The organism is Affinundibacterium seohonense, from assembly GCF_014284305.1.
GTDB lineage: Bacteria > Pseudomonadota > Gammaproteobacteria > Burkholderiales > Burkholderiaceae_D > Undibacterium > Undibacterium seohonense.
The window spans coordinates 212050-234738 of record NZ_JACOFW010000004.1; the positions used below are offsets into that span (position 1 = coordinate 212050).

Consider the following 22689-nt stretch of genomic DNA (forward strand, 5'->3'; position numbering starts at 1 on the left):
TCTCCCTTTCTACAACGCTATATCCTGAGTAAATTAAAAAATGTATCAAGAAAACCTATAAAAAATCTATGACTAAGAAACTGAATTTGCCCATTGTCGGTATGACGTGTTCGTCCTGCGCAGGACGTGTCGAGAAGGCATTGCTTGCGGTCGATGGTGTACATAACGCTTCGGTGAATCTGGCCACAGAAAAGGCCAGTGTCGACCTTGAGCTTGTGGTGGATGCACAAGCTTTGATCTCTGCGGTGGAAAAAGCGGGCTATCAAGTGCCAACAAAAACCTTCGATCTGCGTGTGACAGAGATGACATGTGCGTCTTGTGTGGCGCGGGTGGAAAAAGTATTGAAAGCTGTTCCCGGGGTCTTGCAAGCCAGTGTTAATCTAGCGACAGAGAAGGTGCACCTGAAGACGCTCGCTGAGGTTGAATTGGTTAGCCTGCTAGCCGCCTTAAAGAAGGCTGGATACCCCGCACAGGTGTTAAATGACGCCGAAAGTGTGCCGTCAGCGAGCTTGACTCGAGTTTGGCTCACGCCGGGTTGGACTGTGGTGATCGCCATCGTCTTGAGCCTACCTTTGATGGCGCCAATGTTGCTGGCACTCATTGGCATCGATTTGCAGATACCTGGCTGGGTACAACTCGGTTTAGCGACGCCCGTGCAATTTTGGTTGGGTGCGCGCTTCTACAAAGCAGGTTGGAAGGCCTTGATGGCTGGTAGTGGTAACATGGATTTGCTGGTGGCGATCGGGACTAGTTCGGCTTATGGCTTGTCGGTTTATTTGTTATTTGCCCATCAAGCGCATGCCATGAGCCATTTGTATTTTGAATCCTCGGCTGTGGTGATTAGTTTGGTTTTACTTGGAAAATGGCTAGAAACTCGTGCCAAACGCCAAACCGTACAAGCCTTGCAAGCCTTAGAGTTGCTGCGTGCCACTACCGCATTATTGCGTAAAGATGGCGTCGATATTGAAGTGCCAGTGGTCGAAGTGCGAGTTGGTGACAACCTGATTGTACGACCCGGTGACAGGGTTGCCGTGGATGGTGAAATCATTGAGGGCACTAGTCATCTGGATGAATCCTTAATCACAGGGGAAAGTCTGCCAGTTAGTAAGTCTATTGGTGACAAGGTGATAGGCGGCTCAGTGAATGCGGATGGCTTACTCATCGTGAAAGCGACCGGCGTGGGCGGCGCGACCATGCTGTCGCAAATCATTCAGTTAGTCGAAGATGCGCAAGCCGTTAAAGCGCCAATTCAAGCATTGGTAGATAAAGTCAGCGCCGTATTTGTTCCCGTGGTATTGGGGATATCGGCGTTCACTTTGATCGCTTGGGGTTTGCTCACGGGGGATTGGCAAACGGCTCTCCTCAATGCCGTAGCCGTGCAAGTGATCGCCTGTCCGTGCGCCTTGGGTTTGGCGACACCGACTGCAATCATGGTGGGCACTGGCGTAGCGGCGAAATACGGCATCCTGATTAAAGACGCCCAAGCTTTAGAAACGGCCCATGGCTTAACCGCAATCGCGTTTGATAAAACCGGCACGCTGACTGAAGGAAAACCAGGATTGCGTGCGGTGATCAGTCACGCCTACAGCGAAACACAGTTACTAGAATGGGCGGCAGCGCTACAGCAATACAGCGATCATCCGCTAGCGCATGCGGTCATGCAAAAAGCGAAGGAGTCGGGATTGCAGGTAGCTGAGGTCAGCGATGTCTTGGCGATGCCCGGACGTGGCGTTCAGGCCAAGTTGAATCAGGTCACGATGGTCTTAGGTAATCTGCGTTGGATGCAAGAACTAGGCGTCAACACCACAGAATTCGATGCCACAGCGCTGGAGCAACAAAACATGGGACGTACCGTGTCCTGTTTGGCTTTAGAAAACGAGGGTCAATGGCAATTGGCGGGATTGTTGAGTTTTGGCGATAGTATAAAAGTTTCGGCTCGTACAGCCGTCCAACGATTGCAAACTCTGGGTGTCAAAGCCGTCATGTTGAGCGGTGATAATTATGGCAGTGCCAATGCGGTCGCCGCAGCACTGGGGATTACTGAGGTCAGAGCCGAAGTGCTGCCTGCCGACAAGGCGAAGATTGTGCGCGAATTGCAGCAAGCAGGTTATCGGGTAGGCATGGTCGGCGACGGCATCAATGATGCGCCAGCACTGGCAGCGGCCGATGTAGGTATTGCGATGGCGACCGGGACGGATGTGGCCATGCACACCGCTGGCATTACGCTGATGCGCGGCGATCCGGTGTTGGTGGCGGACGCGATTTCGATTTCGCAAAGAACGTATCGCAAAATTCGACAAAATTTGGGATGGGCATTTATCTATAATGTGGTCGGTATTCCCTTGGCTGCGCTCGGGTATTTGAATCCCATGATCGCTGGCGCAGCGATGGCTTTTTCTAGCGTCAGCGTGGTATCGAACGCTTTACTTTTGCGGAGCTGGAAACCGTGGCAAGCAAAGGAGCGAACTTAGTCCAAACTTTACACGGCTTGTTGCAGGATAAACGCCGTCAACATGTTGAACTGAAGACGTTTGCGACTAAATACAGGAAGGAATTCAGTGAGTAAATTCAACAAATACACTTGGTACTACATCAGTTAGAGCAACTGACGCATGCTAGTCTCGGCAATGATCAACCGGATTGTCCGAACTTAGAGGAATTGTCGAGCGACAAGCAGGCTGCTTGAGGTCGTAGTTTTATATTCGTCACAGCGTATCGTTTTTTAATCTCAAATTACGGACTTATCGCGCAATTTCTGGCATGCTTGCTTTTTTTACACAAGCTGAGATGAGTGATGCCTATTCCATTCCAAAAACAACTATCAACCGCGCTGATCAGTGATGCCAATGGAGGCATTGCCATCGTTCGCATAGGCGTTGCTTTGATTATTTTGATGCACCCTTTGCATGGCTATTTTCATCTGGAGAATATACCGCGCTTTGGCGAATATTTGAGTGGACTAGGTTATCCTATGGGCGGACTTTTAGCATGGCTGGTGCTGCTGATACAAACCCTAAGTAGCGTAGGGTTGCTATTGAATCGCTACGTGCTTCCCGCTTGTATGGGACATATGGTGATCATCAGTTTTGGTCTGGTGCACGTGCATGCGCAATATGGCTGGTATGTCGTGGGGCCGGGACAGGGCGGCATGGAATGGGGCTTTATCTTACTAACCGCCTTAAGTGCTGTGATGTGGGCATATTGGCCGCGTACTGCGCCAGCAAAGTAAACCGACCTTGTTCAAACTGAATCGCTTCAACCTAGGTCGAACCGATTCAGCATGAAATGCTGGTTTGCGTTTATTTTTTCAGGCAACCAGACATAAATTTTTTGCGCTCGTCGCCTTTCATACCCTTGGCATCAGCATTACAAGTTTTCATCTTATCTTGCTGCGTGGTCAGAGTTTTTTCTTCAGCTACCGGCTTGGCAGAGAGACATTCTTTCATAAAGGCTTTGCGCTCATCGCCTTTCTTACCAGTCGCATCTTTGTTGCAAGTGGTCATTTTTGACTGCTGTGCAGTGGTCGCGTGCGCCATGAGAGCCGGACAAATCAAAGCGATAGCGAGAACGATTTTTTTCATGCTTAACTCCAGTGTAGAAGGATGGGGGAAATGCGGGGTGACTATAGAACACTTAGATTGGCAATGCAATTGAGTTTGCTTTGTTTAACTTTTACAAATGACTTATTGTTTTCATGCGTTTTATTATCGCGCCCCGGTAGACTCTACAAGCTGCTGGTAGCTAGCCGAGTGACGTTGGCTTTTAATCGTACTCCAAATGGTTTGAATACGTTTTGGATTTTGTTTGAAAACATTTTTATTGACCGCGAGATACAGCGGTAAATCCATAAATGGCAGCGGGTGGATTTGTATGCCACCTTTAAAACCAGGCTCTCGGGTGCTGAGGTAATCTGCATCCATCTCTCGCAAGATAGCGAGATCAGCGGCGCCTTTGCTGAGTCTGTGCAGGGCTTCTTCTGCGTTGCGGACTTCATGAATTTTAAAGCCCTGCTTCTGCAATAGATTGCCGATCAGATAGCCACGTTGCACGACTATGGCTTGCTTTACGCCTTGGAGTTTTTTTCCATCCCAGCTCACTTCACTCTGAGCTCGCATAAACAGTTTGGTTTGAACGCTATTGAGGGCTGCGTTCAGGTCCACAGTGCCATCGCGCAAACTGGGGTAGACGCTAAAGTGGAGACGTTCAGCGGATACTGCAGCACCAAAATAGCCGTCAAGTACGCCTAGGCGAACTTCTTCCTGACAGCGTTTCCAAGGTTTCGCAATTAATTCAAAGCGTTCACCCAATATCTCTTCGACTCGTTTTAACAATTCTATGCTTAGGCCGCTGCCATCCGGCATCGTCCAGGGTGATTGTGGCGTGTCTTCGAAACAAAATTTGAGCGGTGTTTGTGCCTGTGCCGATGCCACTAGTAAATGACTGAATAACATTATTTTAATTGCTTGCAATATCAGCTTCATCGTTTCACCCTGATTGGTTTGCCGCGCTTTACCTGTGTTTTACCCACGAAAAGTAAGCCTCATTCTGCATGAGTATGAGGAAAATTTGTGCAAAATCATTCGTATGTCTTCACCTATTTAAACAGATTTTTAATGCGCATATACGCCTTGCAATTCTATTGTTGATTTGCGACAACATTTTTTATTCTTAAGCTATTCATCATTCCGAAAAAAGTGCACAGTAGAGACTCAGTTGTTATTTTTTGTAGCACCTGCTTGTCTATACCGATTCGAGATTTGCAGGTGGTTTTTGCTCAATGATTGATATTGTTTTGTGAGGAACATGACATGTTACGAGACCTGACTATTCGTGCAAAATTGATCGCCAGTCTAGCGATATTGACTGTTGTTGCATGCCTAATTGCCGGTGGCGGATTTATCGCTTTATCGAGTAGCAATAATTCAATTAAAACGATTTACGATGATCGTTTGATCGCCTTGAGTCAACTCGATGAAGTGATACGCCTGATTCAAAGCGATAAAATCGCCGTTTCGCGAGCTGCATTAGAGTCTCCTGAGCAAATCAACAAAAGCTTGGCGGAAATCGACGAAAATCGAAACCGTGCCAATAAAGTCTGGTCTGAATACATGGCGACTTACTTGACTCCAGAGGAAAAGTCATTGGCGCAACAATTTGAGCAAAAGCATAAGGTGTTTTTGAGTCAAGGACTGCAGCCCGCCATTGGCGCTCTCAAAAATAATGAAGTCGATCTCGTGAAGTCGCTGGTCACACATAAACTGGGGGAGACTTTTTTACCCTTGCGCGAAACCATGAATGACTTAATCCAATTGCAAAAACGGGTTGCAAAAGCGGAGTTTGAAAAATCCCAAGGTGCATTCGCGAATTTCAAATTGATGACATTCGCCTGTTTAATCGTCGCACTCGTCATTGCAATCGGTATGGGTATGTGGCTAATGACTAGTATCGTTAAACCGATTCGCGAAGCCGTTTTGGTGGCAGAAACGGTGGCTGCCGGTGATTTGACTCGGGTTATTCATAGCGACTCAAATGATGAGTTAGGTAGTTTGTTGCAAGCTTTGAAAGCCATGAGTAAGAGTCTGACTTCCATCGTGAGCCAAGTTCGGACAGGTACCGACACCATTGCCACTGTATCTAGTGAAATCGCCGCAGGCAATTTGGAGTTGTCCTCACGCACCGAGCAGCAAGCGAGTTCTTTGGAAGAAACTGCGGCATCCATGGAAGAAATTACCTCAACTGTCAAACAAAATGCAGACAACTCTAAGCAAGCCAATGTCTTGACTGGCTCTGCCTCTGACGTCGCTGCACGTGGTGGTATGGTTGTTTCACAGGTGGTGTCGACGATGAATTCTATCAATGAATCTTCCAAGAAAATTGTCGACATTATTAGTGTGATTGACGGCATCGCCTTTCAAACGAATATTTTGGCACTCAATGCCGCAGTGGAAGCCGCGCGTGCGGGCGAGCAGGGCAGAGGGTTTGCGGTGGTGGCTTCCGAGGTCAGAAGTCTGGCACAACGTAGTGCGGCAGCCGCTAAAGAGATTAAAGAGTTAATTAATACTTCGGTTGAGAAAGTCGATGCAGGTTCACGTCTGGTGCATCAGGCCGGTGCGACCATGGATGAAGTGGTGGAAAGCGTTAAACGTGTCAGCGATATCGTGGCAGAAATTACCGCCGCCAGTACCGAACAATCTAGCGGGATTGATCAAATTAATCAAGCCGTCATGCAAATGGATACCGTAACTCAGCAAAATGCCTCATTGGTGGAAGAAGCAGCGGCGGCTGCTGAGTCTATGCAAAATCAAGCCAGAACCTTGGCAGAATTGGTGAGCATTTTTAAGATACCGAGTGCGCAACAATTTCAAGCTCTCCGATGAATATCGATAGGTAGCGCAAATTCAAGTGTGACTGTTCTTGATAAAAACAAGGAGCCGATTATTGGCGGGCATGTCGAGATCTGCGCTTAGCAAGAGAGCGTGGTTTTCGGCTATTTTTTGTATCTCTTCAATGTCACGAATGCCCCGATGTGGCGCTTGCATTTTTAAGTTGGTATCGAATTCTTGATTGCTGATCGAAGTGAAGTTGCCGTGGTAATTAAACGGACCATAGATGATCATTTGTCCCTTTGCGTTTAATACACGACTTGCGCCTTCAAACATCAACTTGACCTCATCAATGCTCATGATGTGGCAGGTATTGGCTGTAAAGACCGCATCCACAGTTTGCGTCGGCCAATTTCCCTGCGCAACGTCCAGTGGTAGTGGAGCGCGTACCCGAGAACTGCCGTGATCTTGTATCCACGCTTGGATACTGGGATGGTTTTCGACCCGGTCACTCGTCTGCCATTCCAAGTGGGGTAAATGCTGACTAAAGTAGACGGCATGTTGTCCGGTACCGCTGCCGATTTCTAACACCAGTCTGGCGTCGCTTAAATAGGTTTGAAGGTAGGAAAGAATTGCAGCCTGATTTCTTTCGCAAGCGGGTGAAAATTGTTTTGCCATTTGAGTCATGTAAATCGATCGAAAAGTCATTAAGCAAGAAAAATTGCTACTAATCTGGCTCGCACGCTAACGAGTGCAAGGCTGCACGATTATGGGGCAAGGCCGGCTCTTTATGCCAACTAATGCCATTTTTGTTGTTTCCGTGAGGACATAAATTGACTTCATTTTTTCTTGGTGTCATGATCAATTTACGTTTGTATGTCTGCACACCTCATTTCTTTTTGCACACCGTGTGATTCTCTTGTTTGGAGGTTTTTAATGCAGCACCTCAGTCCACAAAAGTCAGCAGTGGCCATCGCAGTCGCCTCATTGTTTTATACATCTGCTGGTTATGCGCAAACTGGCAATGCGCAAATTCCTGCGATCCAGACGCAAGACGACAAGCCTGTGTCGGTGATCGTCACGGGAACGCGTTCGCAGAACAGGTCCGCAACGAACACATTAGCGCCAGTGGATATTATTTCCGCCGACGCTTTGCAAAATCTTGGCGTCAGCGAAATCAATCAAGCCCTATCTGTTGCCTTGCCATCCCTGAATTTCCCTCGCCCAGGTTTAACCGATGGTACCGATACCATACGCCCAGCCACGCTGCGGGGCTTGGGGCCAGATCAGACATTAGTGTTGGTGAATTCTAAGCGTCGTCACTCGTCCTCTTTAGTGAATGTGAATGGGACGGTAGGACGTGGTGCGGCGGCAGTCGATTTAAATACCATCCCTAGTGCGATCGTCAAAAATATCGAAGTCTTACGCGACGGCGCCTCGGCGCAATATGGTTCCGATGCTTTATCCGGCGTGATTAACTTGCGTTTGCGTGAAAACCGTGATGGTGGTGAAGTGACTGCGAGCTATGGTGCTCGTATTACTGAATATGACTATATTCCTGGTGCGACAGCCACAGGTGCGACTTGGACTGCGCCGGGAACTTCGCGTGAACGACACGATGGCAAAACCGCTACTGTCAGTATCTGGAAGGGTTTGTCGTTTGGCGAAACAGGTTATGTCACGGTCGCAGCCGAGTTGAAAGATCAGGAACACACCGAGCGTGCAGGGTGGGATTTTCGCCCACAGTATCCTTTGGTGAATGGTAGTTTTGATCCGCGGGAAAAAAACTTTAATCGTTTTAATGCCTGGTATGGCGAACCGGAACTCAAGCAGTCGACCGTATTTGTGAATGCTGGACAGAGCCTAGAAGGCGGCGTTAAATTGTATGCTTGGTCGAGTTATCAACGACGTGATGCTTTGTCTGGTGGGTTTTTCCGTCGTCCATTGCAAGATCAAAATGTGCTCGCCATTTATCCAGATGGATTTTTGCCTAAGATCGCTCCGCAAGTGGATGATTACAGTGTCACAGGGGGAGTTAGTTGGTTAGCCGGACAGTGGGACATGGATGCCTCGCTTGGCTATGGCAAAAATAAAATGCAATTCACGATTAAGGACACCTTGAATCGTTCGATTGGCTCGACTAGTAAAAAACAATTTGAGGCTGGTGGGTTTTCTTATGATCAATTGGTGTTTAATCTGACCGCAGTACGAAGCTTTACGATGCCAGAATTGGCGTCGCCTGTGAGCTTTGCAACTGGCTTTGAAGCGCGCCGAGAAGGTTATAGTTTGTTTGCAGGTGAGCCTGATTCTTATCGTTTTGGTGGCGAGAAATTAGCAGACGGTACGTCAGCAGCGCCTGGAGCACAGGTGTTTCCAGGCTTTACACCAACCAACGCGTCTAATAATCATCGTAGTGCGGTAGGTGCATTTATTGATGTAGAAACGAATTTTAGCAAGGCATGGCAAGCATCGGCGGCAATACGAGCCGAACGTTACTCTGACTTTGGTCATAATGTGACGGGTAAGATTGCCACGCGCTATGATTTTAGCAGGCAATTTGGCTTGCGTGGCTCGATGCAAAATGGTTTCCGCGCACCGTCACCACAACAGCAATTTTTCACCTCGACTGCTACTAATTTTATCGTTGTAGATGGCGTTCAGAGAGCATTTGAAATTACCACCTTTAAGCCCTCTGATCCTGCTGCAGTCGCAATGGGCGCCAAGCCTTTAGATGCGGAAAAATCCTTCAATCAGTCTTTAGGGGCGGTCTTTAGTTTTGGTAAATTAGGTGTTACCGTGGATGCCTATCGCATACAACTTAGTAATCGTATCGTTCTATCAGAAAATTTGACTGCAACAAATGTACGTTTATATCTGAATGCGATTGAAGGACTAGAGAAAGTTGGTGGCGGTCGGTTTTTTATCAATGGGGTGGATACAACAACGAAGGGAATCGATATTGTTTCCAATTGGCCGATGGTGACCGAAAGCGCAGGACGATTCGATTTTACGGTGGCGGGTAATTTCACTAAAACAGAGGTGACCAAAATACCAGTCACTGCGCAGTTATCCGCTTTAAAACCCGCACCAGTCTTGTTTGGCCGTATCAATGTTTTGATCTATGAACGAGGTCAACCTCGGAGCAAAATCAATGCAAGTGTCGATTGGAAACTCGCTGACTACGGGGCAACGCTACGTGCTACTCGTTACGGTGAGGCACTCGACCCAGGTGCTAGTGCAGATTTCGATCAGATATTGTCGCCGAAAACTTTGATGGATCTCGAGTTTCGTTACCAGTTGAATCGGCGATTGAAACTTGCCGTTGGCGCTGACAATGTGTTTGATGTCTACCCAGATGCACGTATCCCCAAGTTGAATACGTCTGGCGCAACGAGTTTTTCGAATTATTCACCATTTGGACGTTCCGGCAGATTTGTCTATGCACGTCTGAGTTACAGTTTGTAGCATGTTGATCGTAGTCGACCAGATGGCTTGATTGCAGTGAATTAAGGGCGACAATAGTTCGCCCTTTTTGATTGCTATTTAGAAAAATTAGCATTTTGGAGACTAGTGAGGTGCAAGGTATACTGCGAAGCTTATATCTCCCAATAACGCATTTGAATGTGCAATATGCCAATTACTATCTATCACAATCCGAAATGCGGCACCTCACGCAATACGCTTGATTTGATCCGTAACAGTGGTGCAGAGCCCGTCATCATTGAGTATTTGTCACAGCCACCAAGTAAAGCGGAATTGCAAAAATTAATCGCTGCAATGTGTGTTCCAGTTCGTGAAGTCATGCGTCAAAAAGAGAGCTTGTATGCAGACTTGCAATTGTCGGACAGTAAATGGAGTGACGATGCTTTAATTGATTTTATGTTATTGCATCCAATTTTGATGAATCGCCCAATTGTGGTGTCAAACTTGGGAACTAGACTTTGTCGTCCATCTGAACTCGTCTTGGATCTTTTACCAGATCCACAAGTGGGGGCTTTTACTAAAGAAGATGGTGAAGTTGTGATTGATGCGATGGGACAACGGGTTCATCCATCTGTCTAAATTTTGAACGGGGTTCATGGTTGATGATGGCGCCTCGATGGCGCTCCTGCAGCCCCGCTCAATCCATCTCTATTTACTGCGCTTTTTCGGTGAGTGTTTCATGGATGCGAGCCACATCCATGACCGCCGCGGTTCCATACCATTTATGATACTCGGCGATCATTTCGCCCTTGATGATGACAGGATCGGTGGCGGTCAATTGCTTTGCTTCCTCTATGTCTTTGACCGCGAATATAAACAATCCACGCCAACCATCAACGCCGTCAAACGGTCCCGCGAGTACCAATTTACCTTCAGCTGCTAGTCGTTTTATATTGGCGAAATGACCTGCAAACATGTCATCTCTTTCTTTACCCGTTGCGATTTTATTCGGGCCTGTTTTCAGTACCACTAAAACATAGCTGCGCATCCCGCGCTGATCGGCGCCTAATCGTTGGACTGCTTCAGCATCATATTTAGGATTCGTGGTCAGCGCTTTTTCTGTGGTTTGCGCAAAGCTGCTCAAGCTGAGCATGCCTGCGAAAATTAATAGACCGAAGTGTTTTGATATTGTCATTGTCGTCTCGCTATGAATGGGGAATTCCGTTCACATCATAAACTTTGTTCGGCTGGAATTCTGTAGTTTTGTGAATTCGAAACGACAAACCCGCCTGTGGTGTCGTCGTTTTAAAAAGCCTCGCATTACATCGTTAAATCGCTTTGTCGTGTAATAGATCCATGAGTTTTTGATCATAAAATGTCGCATAAGCCCTACATTGTTTTCGGCAAGACTTCGATTTTTTGCAAGTAGATAGTCTTGTCGTAGGCAAGGATAAATTTTCAGCGCACAATGCCATTTTGCAGAGAAACGTACTTTTTGGGTAATGCTGTGGCATGGTTGTCTATGTCACTTGCGACTTGTCTATGGTCTGATTTTTGAATTGGAAACATGGTGTTGATTAGTGTGACGTCACAACATTGGCGACAGCAAAATTGCCATTTGGTTTGCCTGATTAGCCTTTTGTGCTGGCTGTTTTTGCCAATTAGCGCGAGGGCCCAATGCTCTCGTCCGATCCAGGTACCGGTCTCGGTGTCAGGATACAACGTGATTGCCAAAGGAAATCAATACACGGGAATCATGCCAGACTTTCTAAGTCTGATCGAAGCGAAAACAAATTGTCGTTTTGCGTATTTTCATGTACCTAAAAGCCGCCAGGAATATTTGTTTGAAAGTGGTAAAGCCGATCTTTTGATCTCGACGGTTAAAACGGATAAACGAGAAAAATCTGGCTATTTTGTTCCCTTGATCCAATTGCGCGCTGCACTGATTTCTATTAAAGGGCACAACTTTTCTATCCAAAGTGCCAAAGACTTAATCGAAAAAAAAGCACTCAGATTAGTGGTGGTGAGGGGGTATGACTATGGTCCTGTCTATCAACGTATTGTTGAAGAAATGAATCGCTTGGGGCGCTTGACGATTGAAAGTGATCCAATTTCGGTTGGGCGCACCATGCAAAATAATGCCAATTACGTGACGATTATGGCGCCCACTCTATTTATGGGCTTGGTGCAAACCGAAGTCATCTTAACAAATCTGATTGGCAAATTAAGCTTCGATAAACTAGATGATTTGCCATGGAATGAAAGTGGTATCTATATTTCTACGTTGTCCCTGAGCTTGGAAGATCAAAACTATCTGCGATCGCAGCTGGAAAAAAATGCGATGACAGATATGATTTGGAAATCGTATGCAAATTATTACTCTCCAGAGGTGTTGAAACTTGGTTTGCGTCGACGAGAACAATCTCATGAGCATTGATGATCCGTCCGTCTCTCAACGCATTATTCGCATTGTTCGCGTTTCGAGCCGCAACGTCGTCGACGGAGCGGGTTCGCAATCGGCCGCAGCCTCTCGCGAGGAACTAAGTTGAATCGCTGCTGTCAATAGAAGCTCATTTCTCAGTTTTTTATTCCCCCCCTTTCTATTTTATTTGGAGTATTGAATGCGCCCAAAGCATTACGCCTCGATATGTAGTATTTTGTTTGCCGGCACGGAAGCCTTCGCGCAAACATCTGCGCCCACGACGAAGGCGTCAGTGGCTGCTGATACGCAAGCAGCTACCCAGACGGTGGCTAAGGCCGCCGCGAAACCAGTGACGCCAGCATTACCTCGTCCTGTAGAAATCGCCGATATGGCAGCTTGGAAATCGATTAGTGCCGCCGTGGTATCCGCTAATGGATCATGGTCGGCGTGGCGTTTGACCGAAGCTGATGGTGATGCCAATCTCATCGTCAAATCCCTGTCAGGTAAGGAAGAGTATAGTTTTCCAGCAGGGCAGGGTGTAGGCACAATTGAATTTTCTGATGATGGTCAATGGCTAGCTTTTACAGCGCATATGACGAAAAAAGAGCAAGAGGCGGCGAAAAAAGCCAAAAAGCCACTCCAAACTAAAGTTGCTCTGGTCGATTTGAAAACTGGCAAGTTAACAACGATAGAGAAGATTCGCAAATTTGCCTTTGCCAATGAACGGGGTGGTTGGATCGCCATGCACAAGTCGCTGCCAGATGCAGCGCCGGCGACAGCAACACCACCGCCAGCGTCTGGCACAGCAGGTGCGCCTGCACCTGCGCGTGCTAAGGGTTCAGATCTGTTGTTGAAAAATTTAAAGACTGGAACTGTGCTGAATTTGGGTAATGTCGCTGAATTTGAATTTGATCATGACGGTCGCTATCTTGCCTATATCGTCGACGCAACCGACAAAGCCGGCAATGCGGTGATCGTGCACACTTTAGATAGTGGCGCCAGTCAGGTTGTCGATGATGGCGATGCTGTTTATGAGAAGTTGCTGTGGAATGATAAGGGCAACGGCTTTGCGGTGCTCAAGGGAATTGAAGACAAAGCCTATCAAGACAAACTGTGGAATGCTTTAGGTTTCCGCTTAGAAGCCAATCACGTTTTCGCCAAAACCGTGATTGATCCCGTGAAGTTAAAAGATTTCCCTTCTGATATGACGATCTCCGGTGATGCCCAGCCGCGTTGGAGTAAGGATTTCGCGTGGATTTCATTCGGCATTAAAGAGACCAAGAAAAAGCCTAAGGATGAAAAGAAAGAAGCCGAGGCCGATGAAAAAGTTAATTTGGTGCTGTGGCACCATCAAGATAAGCGCTTACCGACCCAGCAAAAAGTACAGCAAGAGCAGGACAAGAAGCGGTCGAGTGCTGCGCTCTATCGTGTGGCAGAAAATAAGTTTATCCGCATTGGTGACGAGAAACTAAATAATGTATCAATGCCACAATTTGGGGATTGGGCATTGGCGCAAGATGACAGCGAATATCAACGGCAATCGAGTATGGATGGCCGTCGCTTTAGTGATGTATATGCGGTCAATTTAAAAACTGGTGAGCGTCGATTGCTGAATAAACAGGCGAGCTGGACTTTTGCGTTGGCATATGATGGACGTCATTATCTTCATTATGAAGACGGACATTTTTTCAGCGTAGAGATGGCAACTGGCAAACGCCATAATCTCACGGCAGCGTTACCGACGAGTTTCATTTACGTTGAAGATGATCATAACTTAGTCAAACCGCCAGTCTCGCCTTTTGGTTGGAGTGCGGATAGTCGTTTTGTATTATTGAGTGATGGTTGGGATATTTGGAAGATGCCAGCTGAAGGTGGTAAAGCTGTGCAGGTGACCAATGACGGTAAGCGCGATCAAGTACGATATCAACGTCGTTTCACTCTTGATCCGAATGAGAAGGGAGTCGATCTCAGCAAAGCACAATATTTTAGTGCCTATGGTGAGTGGACTAAAAAAGCTGGGTTTTTACGCCTCGATCCTAATGGAAGTACGAAACGTTTAGGGTTTGAAGATGTCGCCTATCGTCGTTTGATCAAAGCGGAAAAAGCTGAAGTATTTTTATTATCTAAAGAATCCTCCATCACGCCACCTGATTTGTATGTCAGTAATGAACAGTTTAATGCGCCACGCAAATTGACGGATTTATCGACACAGGAAAAAAATTACACCATGGGTGGCGGGTCCATGTTGATTGATTATGTCGGTACTGACGGTAAAAAATTGCAAGGCGCTTTATTTTTGCCAGCGAATTATCAAGCTGGTAAAGCTTATCCAACGGTGGTCTATATTTACGAGAAATTAAGCCAGGGCTTGAATAGTTATACGCCGCCTATGGTTGGTGGCGGTGGGTTTAATCGCGCTTACTACACGAGTCACGGCTACGCGGTATTCAATCCGGATATCACATATCGCTTGAATGATCCTGGCGTCAGCGCGAAAGAAAGTGTGCTGCCAGCTTTGCAGGCAGCGATCGCAACTGGCGTGGTGGACGCTAAACGCGTTGGCTTGCAAGGGCATAGCTGGGGTGGCTATCAAACCGCATTTTTGGTCACGCAAACTGATGTTTTTAAAGCGGCGTCCGCAGGTGCAGCATTGACCAACATGATTAGTATGTATAGCTTGGTGTATAAAAATTCTGGCAGTACTAACCAAGCGATTTTTGAGAGCAGTCAGGGGCGTTTCCTCGGTGCTTATAACGACCATTGGGAAGCCTATGTGCGCAACAGTCCGGTATTCTTCGCCAAGAATGTGAAAACGCCATTATTGATGTTGCAAAATGATGTTGACGGTGCGGTTGATTACACCCAAGGCGTGGAATATTTTAATACTTTACGTCGTGCTGGCAAGGACGTCATCATGCTTGAATATCCTGGTGAAAATCATGGCTTAGTGAAAAAGCCAAATCAAAAAGACTACATGCAGCGCATGAAGGAATTTTTCGATTTTCATCTAAAAGACAAGGCGGCGCCAGAGTGGCTAAACAAAGGCGTGGCTTGGTTGAAAATGGATGAGCATTTGAAAGAGCGTGCTAGTTTGGTCAACTTGCCCGAAGTGAAGTCTGAAGCTAAGGCGGATGTTAAAAAAGCGAGCGATGCTAAAGCCACAGATGCCAAGCCTGATGACACAAGAGCGCAATAAGTCATTTAGTCATTGAACAAAAAAGACCATAACTCTGCGAAGAGTTATGGTCTTTTTGTTAGGGGCAATCATACAAGAAAAGAGTCTCGAATTATTGTCGAGGCTTTGAACAATCTTTGCAGTTTTATTTTTTGGATTTCTTTATTTGGTTTGCCCAGTCGATCATTTCGCTTTCTAAGATGGACAAAGGGACAGATCCTAAGCTTAGCAATTTGTCGTGAAAGGTTTTGAGATCAAATCGATCTTCCAAAATTTTTTCAGTTTTCTGACGTACTTCTCGGATCTTCAGTTCCCCCAGTTTGTACGCTAATGCTTGTCCTGGCCAGGAAATATAACGGTCAATTTCAGTCGTAATTTCATGCTCCGATAACGCGGTATTCTCGCGCATAAACTCCAAAGCGCGATCGCGCGACCAGCCTTTGGCATGCATCCCAGTATCGACTACCAAACGTGAGGCGCGCCACATCTCATAGACTAGGCGCCCAAAGTGATGGTAGGGCGTTTCATAAAATCCCATTTCTACGCCGAGGTGCTCCGCATACAGTGCCCAGCCTTCACCGAATGCAGAGATGTAAGCATTGCGTCTGAATTCTGGTTGCTCAGCCTGCTCGCCAGCTAGCGCAATCTGTAAATGATGCCCAGGCACCGCCTCATGCAAAGTTAGTGCAGGCAACGCCCACATGGGACGTTGATTTAATAATGACGTATTGACCCAGTAATTCGACGGACGTTTCGGATCGCCACTGCCAGCATAACGACCTGCGGTATAAGTGGGGGCAATATCCTCTGGTACCGCTTGTATGCCATACGGCTTACGTGGTAATTGGCCGAAATAACGAATTAACAGCCCGTCAGATTTCTTTGCCCAGTAGGATGCTTCTGCCAATAACTCGCGTGGTGTCTTTGCATAAAATTGCGGATCGGTGCGTAAAAAATGTAAGAAAGCTTTGAAGTCGCCATTGAACTTCAAACCCGTGATGATCGTATTCATTTCATTGCGAATTCGTGCAACTTCCGATAAGCCAATCGCGTGAATCTCTTCTGGGCTATTGCTTAATGTCGTGTATTCAAAAATTTGTGCTTGATAAAATGCTTTGCCGTTTGGTAAATCGTAAGCAGCGATGGATTGGCGAGCCTTCGGCATGTAATCATTGCGGATGAAATCGAGCAGTTCCTGGTAGGCGGGAATCACTCTTTCTGAAATCAATTTTTTTGCACGTTTTTGCAAATCAGCCTGTTGTGCCGGATTGATGGATGCGGGTAATTGCGTGAAGGCCTTGTAAAACACACTCTCCTCAACTTGGGCGACAACATGCCTTTGTATGCTGGCATCACGACCAGTCAACACGACCTGCGGCATCGTCATGCCGCGGTCTATCCCGAGCTTCATTAATGCAATTTTTTGTGCAAAAGTTTGGGGAATGCTGTTCAGTTGTTTTAAATACCTTTCACAGCCTTTGAAATTGGCACACCTAGTGGATTCTGCTGCGCCTGCAGTCCCAGCCCAAAATTGGCTGTCAGAGTTAAAGGTCAGTAAATGCGCATTTAACGTGGTGGAATTGATCCGATTGGTGATTTGATCAGCGAAGATTTTAAGATTGATTTGTGATTCCTTACTTAGATGTGAGGGATTGATGTTTTGTAGCTGCTGGGCCAAGTCACGCCAGGTCTTTAAGCGCCTTTGTTCGGCGGCATCACTGTAATCTGCTTGGGTAATCTCATCTTCATCATCCGCTGCTCGACGACCTGGAAATTCCTTATTGCGAAAAGCTGCCTCTTTTTGATAGAGCTCCTTAAATAGTTGTTCCGCTTTGGTCTTTTCTGAAGAGTTGCTGTTGGCAGACAACGATGCCATTTGCGTCGGCATCGCGTAAATGGTGGTCGGTGTCCCTGCAATGACGCATGTAGCGAGCGCGATTGCAGTGAGTGTGGCCTTAGGCTTTGTACTGGCTTCGATGGCGAAGATTTTGGACTGAAGTGAGTGTGGCATGCGATCCCCGAAAATAGAGTTTGAGGTGTGTGACTGAATATGCAGTCGGTAAACCAGTGTAATGGTAATGAATCCGAGTGTGATCAATGCGAAAAGTTCCCTGTTGTTGAAATGAGGCAGGATGACTGGTTGAAAGATATTCTTTAGACAGTGTGTGGGTGAGTTGTTACACTCAAGGCTCAATTAACAGAAAAGAGTAGGTCGTATGACAACACTAGCCTCATATACCGCCGATTTTTGGTCGAATGCTGAATTGGGCGCCAACGCCATTATTTTTTTGAATCTGACTGGTGCTATGTTGCTCGGCTTTGTCGTCGGTTATGAGCGCTCTTATCATGGCAGAGCGGCAGGTATGCGCACTTATGGTTTGGTTTGTATGGCGTCAGCCGCTTTGGTTGTCATTGCCGGGTATCCAGATTTCTGGTTCGGTGGGCGCTCCCTTGCGCCCGTTGCCTTAGATCCTTCCCGCACCATACAAGGCATCGTGACGGGCATAGGATTTTTAGGTGCTGGTGTCATTATGAAAGAAGGGTTTAGTATTAGTGGTCTTACGACTGCTGCATCACTTTGGGCATCTTCTGCGATTGGGATTTTAGTTGGCGTTGGCTTTTTCGCGGCAGCTATTTTATTGGCTTTTTTATCTGCAGCATGCATGATTTGGGTCTTCAAACTAGAAGCTTGGTTACCAGCTCGTCAAGCGATATCCATCGTAATGCAATTTAAAGAAGGTTTTGTTGCTAGTGAGACTGCGATTCGTCAACTCGCTTTGGAGCGAGGATATGAGGTGGCTGGTGGAACAATTATTATTTCGTCCAAAGATGGTAAAACGGAATGGCGTTTTGTTGCGGTTGCCTTAAATCGGAAACAGGCTACCTCAATTAGCCAACTCTCCGAGGAAATGAATAAATTTGAAGGGTTAAGCTCGTATCAGTTGGCACACGCTAGAAATTAGCTAAGTAATTGAATTTTCAATATAAATTTCTGCCTACCGCGTAGGTCGGAAAAAAATGTAAGCAAAAATTTAGATTTCCTCGATAAAAAGGTATTGACAGGTAAAAAGAACATCTCCATAATTCGGGGTTCCCTGGGAGGGGTGGCCGAGTGGTTAAAGGCGACAGACTGTAAATCTGTTCTCTCTGAGTACGCTGGTTCGAATCCAGCCCCCTCCACCAGGCAGAATTTAGCGGCTGAGGTTAGTTGTCGAATCAGTTTCGTATGCGGGTGTAGCTCAATGGTAGAGCCGAAGCCTTCCAAGCTTAAGACGAGGGTTCGATTCCCTTCACCCGCTCCAAGTTTAAAGTTTTGTCTCTGCATGTGTGTTGTGCAAAGAGCTGCCCTTGTAGCTCAGTGGTAGAGCACTCCCTTGGTAAGGGAGAGGCCACGTGTTCAATCCACGTCAAGGGCACCAGTGTAGTTTTAAATCATCGTCTTCGCATTGTTTTTATCGGGCGTGTGCTTGATAAGTTAAGAAGATCTCTCACAATCGTTAGGAGTCTAAAATGGCAAAAGGTAAGTTCGAACGCACCAAGCCGCACGTTAACGTCGGTACAATTGGTCACGTGGATCACGGTAAAACGACATTGACAGCAGCGATTGCGACAGTATTGTCTAAGAAATTTGGCGGCGAAGCGAAAGCATACGATCAGATCGATGCAGCTCCAGAAGAAAAAGCACGCGGTATTACAATTAATACAGCGCACGTAGAATACGAAACAGCAGGTCGTCACTATGCTCACGTTGACTGCCCAGGCCATGCTGATTATGTTAAAAACATGATTACTGGTGCTGCTCAGATGGACGGCGCGATCTTGGTTTGCTCCGCAGCAGACGGTCCAATGCCACAAACACGTGAGCACATCTTGTTGGCACGTCAAGTTGGTGTTCCATATATCATCGTTTTCTTGAACAAATGCGACATGGTTGATGACGCTGAGTTGTTGGAATTGGTTGAAATGGAAGTTCGTGAATTATTGTCTAAATACGAATTCCCAGGCGACGATTTGCCTATCATCCAAGGTTCCGCAAAATTGGCGCTCGAAGGCGACAAGGGTCCATTGGGCGAAGAAGCGATCATGAAATTGGCTGATGCTTTGGATTCATACATCCCAACTCCAGAACGTGCTGTTGACGGCGCATTCTTGTTGCCAGTAGAAGACGTATTCTCTATCTCTGGCCGCGGTACAGTTGTGACTGGTCGTATTGAGCGCGGTATCGTTAAAGTCGGCGAAGAAATCGAAATCGTTGGTATTAAAGATACAGTAAAAACAACATGTACTGGTGTTGAAATGTTCCGCAAATTGCTCGACCAAGGTCAAGCAGGCGATAACGTTGGTGTATTGTTGCGCGGTACTAAGCGTGAAGATATCCAACGCGGTCAAGTTTTGGCGAAACCAGGTTCAATCAAGCCGCATGATCATTTCACAGGCGAGATCTACGTTTTGTCTAAAGATGAAGGTGGCCGTCATACACCATTCTTCAACAACTACCGTCCACAGTTCTACTTCCGTACAACGGACGTAACTGGTTCAATCGAGTTGCCGAAAGACAAAGAAATGGTTATGCCAGGTGATAACGTTTCTATCACAGTTAAGTTGATCAACCCGATCGCGATGGAAGAAGGTCTCCGTTTCGCGATTCGTGAAGGTGGTCGTACTGTTGGTGCGGGTGTTGTTGCAAAAATTATTGTTGGTTAATAGTTTTAAGTTGTAAAGATGAGTTGGGTAGTTGCTTGAAAAAGCTGCTATCCTTCTCGTTTGTAAAAGCTGTAGGGGTGTAGCTCAACTGGCAGAGCGTCGGTCTCCAAAACCGAAGGTCGTAAGTTCGATCCTTACCGCCCCTGCCACCATCAAGGCCAAAAGGCATCGAAAGTAAAAGTCAGCATGTCTAACCAAACCGTTCAAACTGTCAGTACTTCCAATGATAAATATAAAATCATTTTGGCGGTGATTGCTGCTGTTGCTGGTGTTGTAGCGTTTTATGTTCTCGCTAATCAAGCGAAATATGTGCGTATAGGTGCATTGTTTGGTGGTCTAGCATTAGCTCTGGTGCTGGTCTTTATTTCTGAGACTGGACGTGAGTTGGTGTCCTTTGCTAAAGAATCGATTCGTGAAGCTAAGAAAGTGGTCTGGCCTACTCGTAAAGAGGCAGGGCAAATGACTGCAGTGGTATTCGGATTTGTATTGATTATGTCAATCTTCTTGTTTACGACTGACAAAGTTCTTGAATATTTGATTATGAACGTAATTCTTGGGCTTAAATAATGAGCGAACAAATCTCAGATAAAAATACGAATGATATGCCAGAGCAAGACTCTGGTGTTTCTGTCCCAAAGACTGCAAAAAAATGGTACGCCGTCCACGCCTATTCTGGTATGGAGAAAAGTGTTCATCGTGCATTGGTGGAGCGCATTGAACGCGCTGAAATGCAAGATATGTTTGGGCAAATTTTGGTGCCTACCGAAGAAGTGATAGAAGTTAAGAACGGTAAGAAGAGTGTTACAGAACGTCGGTTGTTTCCTAGCTATGTTTTCGTCGAAATGGAAATGACTGATGATACTTGGCATTTGGTGAAGAACACGAGCAAGGTTACCGGTTTTATCGGTGGTAAATCGAACAAGCCAGCACCAATTCCGCGCCACGAGATTGAAAAAGTCCTGCAGCAGGTCCAGGACGGTGTAGAAAAGCCAAGGCCAAAAGTATTGTACGAAGTGGGTGAAGTGGTTCGTATTAAAGAAGGTCCATTCACAGACTTCAACGGCAATGTCGAAGAAGTGAATTATGCTAAATCCAAAGTGCGCGTGAATGTCACGATCTTTGGGCGTGCAACCCCAGTTGATCTGGAATTCGGTCAAGTCGAAAAAGTATAAGTAGTAAATGTCGTAAGCGGGGCTGGCACCGCACAGAAATGTAAAAGCTGGTGAAAAAAGCGAGGAGCCTCTTGATTAAATTTTAATCTAAAGGCGCTACCACTCAACCATAGAAGGAGCCATCATGGCAAAGAAAATTATTGGTTTTATCAAGCTGCAAGTCCCAGCTGGTAAAGCAAATCCATCCCCACCAATCGGTCCAGCATTGGGTCAACGTGGTTTGAATATCATGGAATTCTGCAAAGCGTTTAACGCGCAGACTCAAGGTATGGAACCAGGTATGCCAATTCCAGTTGTGATCACCGCATTTGCTGATAAGTCTTTCACATTCGTGATGAAGACGCCTCCAGCAACTTACATGATCAAAAAAGCAGCTGGCATTACTAAAGGTTCTGCTAAGCCGCATACAGACAAAGTTGGCAAAATCACTCGCGCGCAAGCCGAGGAAATCGCAACAGTTAAACAAAAAGATTTGACTGCAGCTGATATGGAAGCAGCCGTGCGTACAATCGCAGGTTCTGCTCGTTCCATGGGCATCACGGTGGAGGGTCTGTAATGGCTAAGTTATCTAAAAAAGCAAAATTGCTGAAAACAAAAGTAGATCGTTTGAAAGTTTACCCATTTGAAAACGCTATCGCGTTGATCAAAGAGTGCGCAACTGCAAAATTCAACGAATCTATCGACGTTTCTGTTCAACTCGGTGTTGATCCTAAGAAATCTGACCAAGTTGTTCGTGGCGCAGTTGTATTGCCAGCTGGTACAGGTAAGACAGTGCGCGTAGCGGTTTTCGCACAAGGCGCTAAAGCAGAAGAAGCTAAAGCAGCTGGTGCTGATATCGTTGGTATGGAAGATTTGGCTGAACGTATCAAAGCCGGCGACATGCCATTTGATATCGTGATCGCATCTCCAGACACTATGCGTATCGTTGGTACTTTGGGTCAAGTTTTGGGTCCACGTGGTTTGATGCCAAATCCAAAAGTTGGTACTGTTACTCCTGACGTTGCAACAGCAGTTAAAAATGCTAAAGCAGGTCAAGTTCAATACCGTACTGATAAGGCTGGTATCATCCATACAACAATCGGTCGTAAATCTTTCGCTGATGGCGATTTGAAATCGAACTTGTTGGCCTTGATCGAAGCATTGAACAAAGCTAAGCCAGCAACAAGCAAAGGTGTTTATCTGCGTAAAATCTCCATCTCATCCACTATGGGTGCTGGTGTGCGCGTTGATCACATCAATTTGTCTGCGTAATTTAAGAATTAAGTCCATTCACCTTTTTGGTGAATGGCGCATCTTTGGGCTGTTTGTTTTTATTTGCTTCGGTAGGTAATGGCAAACAGAGTGTCAAAGACCGTTGGGCTTTTTAAATTCGTTTAGAAAGTTAATTGTTGAGAAGTGATTCTTGATGCCCAACGCAGATGGTGTACCCGAGCAAGTTTTGTAGTGACTACTGGTAATCCAGTGAAGCTC

The 22689-nt window shown here is 46.4% G+C and carries 18 protein-coding genes and 4 tRNA genes; 17 read left to right on the top strand and 5 right to left on the bottom strand.

The window, feature by feature from the left end; genetic code table 11:
- Window positions 1-68: 68 nt before the first annotated feature.
- Together H8K52_RS05765 and H8K52_RS05770 are read left to right on the top strand one after the other, a co-directional pair.
- Window positions 69-2471 carry a heavy metal translocating P-type ATPase gene (locus H8K52_RS05765; RefSeq protein WP_186921938.1) on the top strand — a complete coding sequence of 801 codons (2403 nt, stop codon included), beginning with the start codon at window positions 69-71 and terminating at the stop codon, window positions 2469-2471.
- 323 nt (window positions 2472-2794) lie between these two features.
- A complete protein-coding gene (locus H8K52_RS05770; protein WP_186921939.1) occupies window positions 2795-3229 on the top strand; it encodes a DoxX family protein in 435 nt (144 codons plus the stop codon).
- Between the two features lie 70 nt (window positions 3230-3299).
- On the opposite strand, the gene H8K52_RS05775 is transcribed toward H8K52_RS05770, so the two are convergent.
- Together H8K52_RS05775 and H8K52_RS05780 are read right to left on the bottom strand one after the other, a co-directional pair.
- Window positions 3300-3581 (bottom strand): PsiF family protein, encoded by a 282-nt coding sequence (locus H8K52_RS05775; RefSeq protein WP_186921940.1) that lies wholly within the window; start codon window positions 3579-3581, stop codon window positions 3300-3302.
- 123 nt (window positions 3582-3704) lie between these two features.
- Window positions 3705-4481: a substrate-binding periplasmic protein gene (locus H8K52_RS05780; RefSeq protein ID WP_186921941.1), complete on the bottom strand. Its 777-nt coding sequence runs from the start codon at window positions 4479-4481 to the stop codon at window positions 3705-3707.
- 327 nt (window positions 4482-4808) lie between these two features.
- On the opposite strand from H8K52_RS05780, the gene H8K52_RS21540 reads away from it, so the two are divergent.
- Window positions 4809-6377 carry a methyl-accepting chemotaxis protein gene (locus tag H8K52_RS21540; protein ID WP_186921942.1) on the top strand — a complete coding sequence of 523 codons (1569 nt, stop codon included), beginning with the start codon at window positions 4809-4811 and terminating at the stop codon, window positions 6375-6377.
- Window positions 6378-6398: 21 nt separating this feature from the next.
- Here the strand turns inward: H8K52_RS21540 and H8K52_RS05790 are convergent, their stop codons facing one another.
- Complete coding sequence (locus H8K52_RS05790; protein ID WP_186921943.1) at window positions 6399-7001, bottom strand: DUF938 domain-containing protein; 603 nt, start codon at window positions 6999-7001, stop codon at window positions 6399-6401.
- Window positions 7002-7259: 258 nt separating this feature from the next.
- Here H8K52_RS05790 and H8K52_RS05795 point away from each other — a divergent pair, with 258 nt between their 5' ends.
- Complete coding sequence (locus tag H8K52_RS05795; RefSeq protein ID WP_186921944.1) at window positions 7260-9788, top strand: TonB-dependent receptor plug domain-containing protein; 2529 nt, start codon at window positions 7260-7262, stop codon at window positions 9786-9788.
- 165 nt (window positions 9789-9953) lie between these two features.
- On the top strand, window positions 9954-10385 hold the full coding sequence (gene arsC, locus H8K52_RS05800; protein ID WP_425507525.1) for an arsenate reductase (glutaredoxin): 432 nt from the start codon (window positions 9954-9956) through the stop codon (window positions 10383-10385).
- A 73-nt stretch (window positions 10386-10458) separates the two neighbouring features.
- Here the strand turns inward: arsC and H8K52_RS05805 are convergent, their stop codons facing one another.
- Window positions 10459-10941 carry a YciI family protein gene (locus H8K52_RS05805; protein WP_186921946.1) on the bottom strand — a complete coding sequence of 161 codons (483 nt, stop codon included), beginning with the start codon at window positions 10939-10941 and terminating at the stop codon, window positions 10459-10461.
- A 561-nt stretch (window positions 10942-11502) separates the two neighbouring features.
- Here H8K52_RS05805 and H8K52_RS05810 point away from each other — a divergent pair.
- Together H8K52_RS05810 and H8K52_RS05815 are read left to right on the top strand one after the other, a co-directional pair.
- Window positions 11503-12183 (top strand): type 2 periplasmic-binding domain-containing protein, encoded by a 681-nt coding sequence (locus H8K52_RS05810; protein WP_222613694.1) that lies wholly within the window; start codon window positions 11503-11505, stop codon window positions 12181-12183.
- Window positions 12184-12367: 184 nt separating this feature from the next.
- Complete coding sequence (locus tag H8K52_RS05815) at window positions 12368-15364, top strand: S9 family peptidase (RefSeq protein WP_186921948.1); 2997 nt, start codon at window positions 12368-12370, stop codon at window positions 15362-15364.
- A gap of 124 nt (window positions 15365-15488) precedes the next feature.
- On the opposite strand, the gene H8K52_RS05820 is transcribed toward H8K52_RS05815, so the two are convergent.
- Entirely contained in the window at window positions 15489-17354 is a 1866-nt protein-coding gene (locus tag H8K52_RS05820) for a DUF885 domain-containing protein (protein ID WP_186921949.1), read from the bottom strand.
- A 205-nt stretch (window positions 17355-17559) separates the two neighbouring features.
- Here H8K52_RS05820 and H8K52_RS05825 point away from each other — a divergent pair, with 205 nt between their 5' ends.
- From H8K52_RS05825 to rplA, 10 genes are all read left to right on the top strand, one after another.
- Window positions 17560-18306: an MgtC/SapB family protein gene (locus tag H8K52_RS05825; protein WP_186921950.1), complete on the top strand. Its 747-nt coding sequence runs from the start codon at window positions 17560-17562 to the stop codon at window positions 18304-18306.
- A 135-nt stretch (window positions 18307-18441) separates the two neighbouring features.
- Window positions 18442-18526, top strand: a tRNA-Tyr gene (locus H8K52_RS05830).
- A 45-nt stretch (window positions 18527-18571) separates the two neighbouring features.
- Window positions 18572-18645: transfer RNA gene (locus H8K52_RS05835), tRNA-Gly, on the top strand.
- A gap of 42 nt (window positions 18646-18687) precedes the next feature.
- Window positions 18688-18762: transfer RNA gene (locus tag H8K52_RS05840), tRNA-Thr, on the top strand.
- A gap of 91 nt (window positions 18763-18853) precedes the next feature.
- Window positions 18854-20047 (top strand): elongation factor Tu, encoded by a 1194-nt coding sequence (gene tuf, locus H8K52_RS05845; RefSeq protein WP_186921951.1) that lies wholly within the window; start codon window positions 18854-18856, stop codon window positions 20045-20047.
- Window positions 20048-20120: 73 nt separating this feature from the next.
- Window positions 20121-20196: transfer RNA gene (locus tag H8K52_RS05850), tRNA-Trp, on the top strand.
- A gap of 37 nt (window positions 20197-20233) precedes the next feature.
- The gene (gene secE, locus H8K52_RS05855) at window positions 20234-20614 is read left to right on the top strand and encodes a preprotein translocase subunit SecE (protein WP_186921952.1); all 381 of its coding nucleotides are present in this window, start codon (window positions 20234-20236) and stop codon (window positions 20612-20614) included.
- A 35-nt stretch (window positions 20615-20649) separates the two neighbouring features.
- A complete protein-coding gene (gene nusG / locus H8K52_RS05860; protein WP_246464313.1) occupies window positions 20650-21219 on the top strand; it encodes a transcription termination/antitermination protein NusG in 570 nt (189 codons plus the stop codon).
- Window positions 21220-21343: 124 nt separating this feature from the next.
- Window positions 21344-21775, top strand: a complete 432-nt coding sequence (gene rplK / locus H8K52_RS05865; protein ID WP_186891709.1) for a 50S ribosomal protein L11 — start codon at window positions 21344-21346, stop codon at window positions 21773-21775.
- Complete coding sequence (gene rplA / locus H8K52_RS05870; protein WP_186921954.1) at window positions 21775-22470, top strand: 50S ribosomal protein L1; 696 nt, start codon at window positions 21775-21777, stop codon at window positions 22468-22470. Before rplK ends, rplA begins: the two co-directional genes overlap by 1 nt.
- The last annotated feature ends 219 nt before the right edge of the window (window positions 22471-22689 follow it).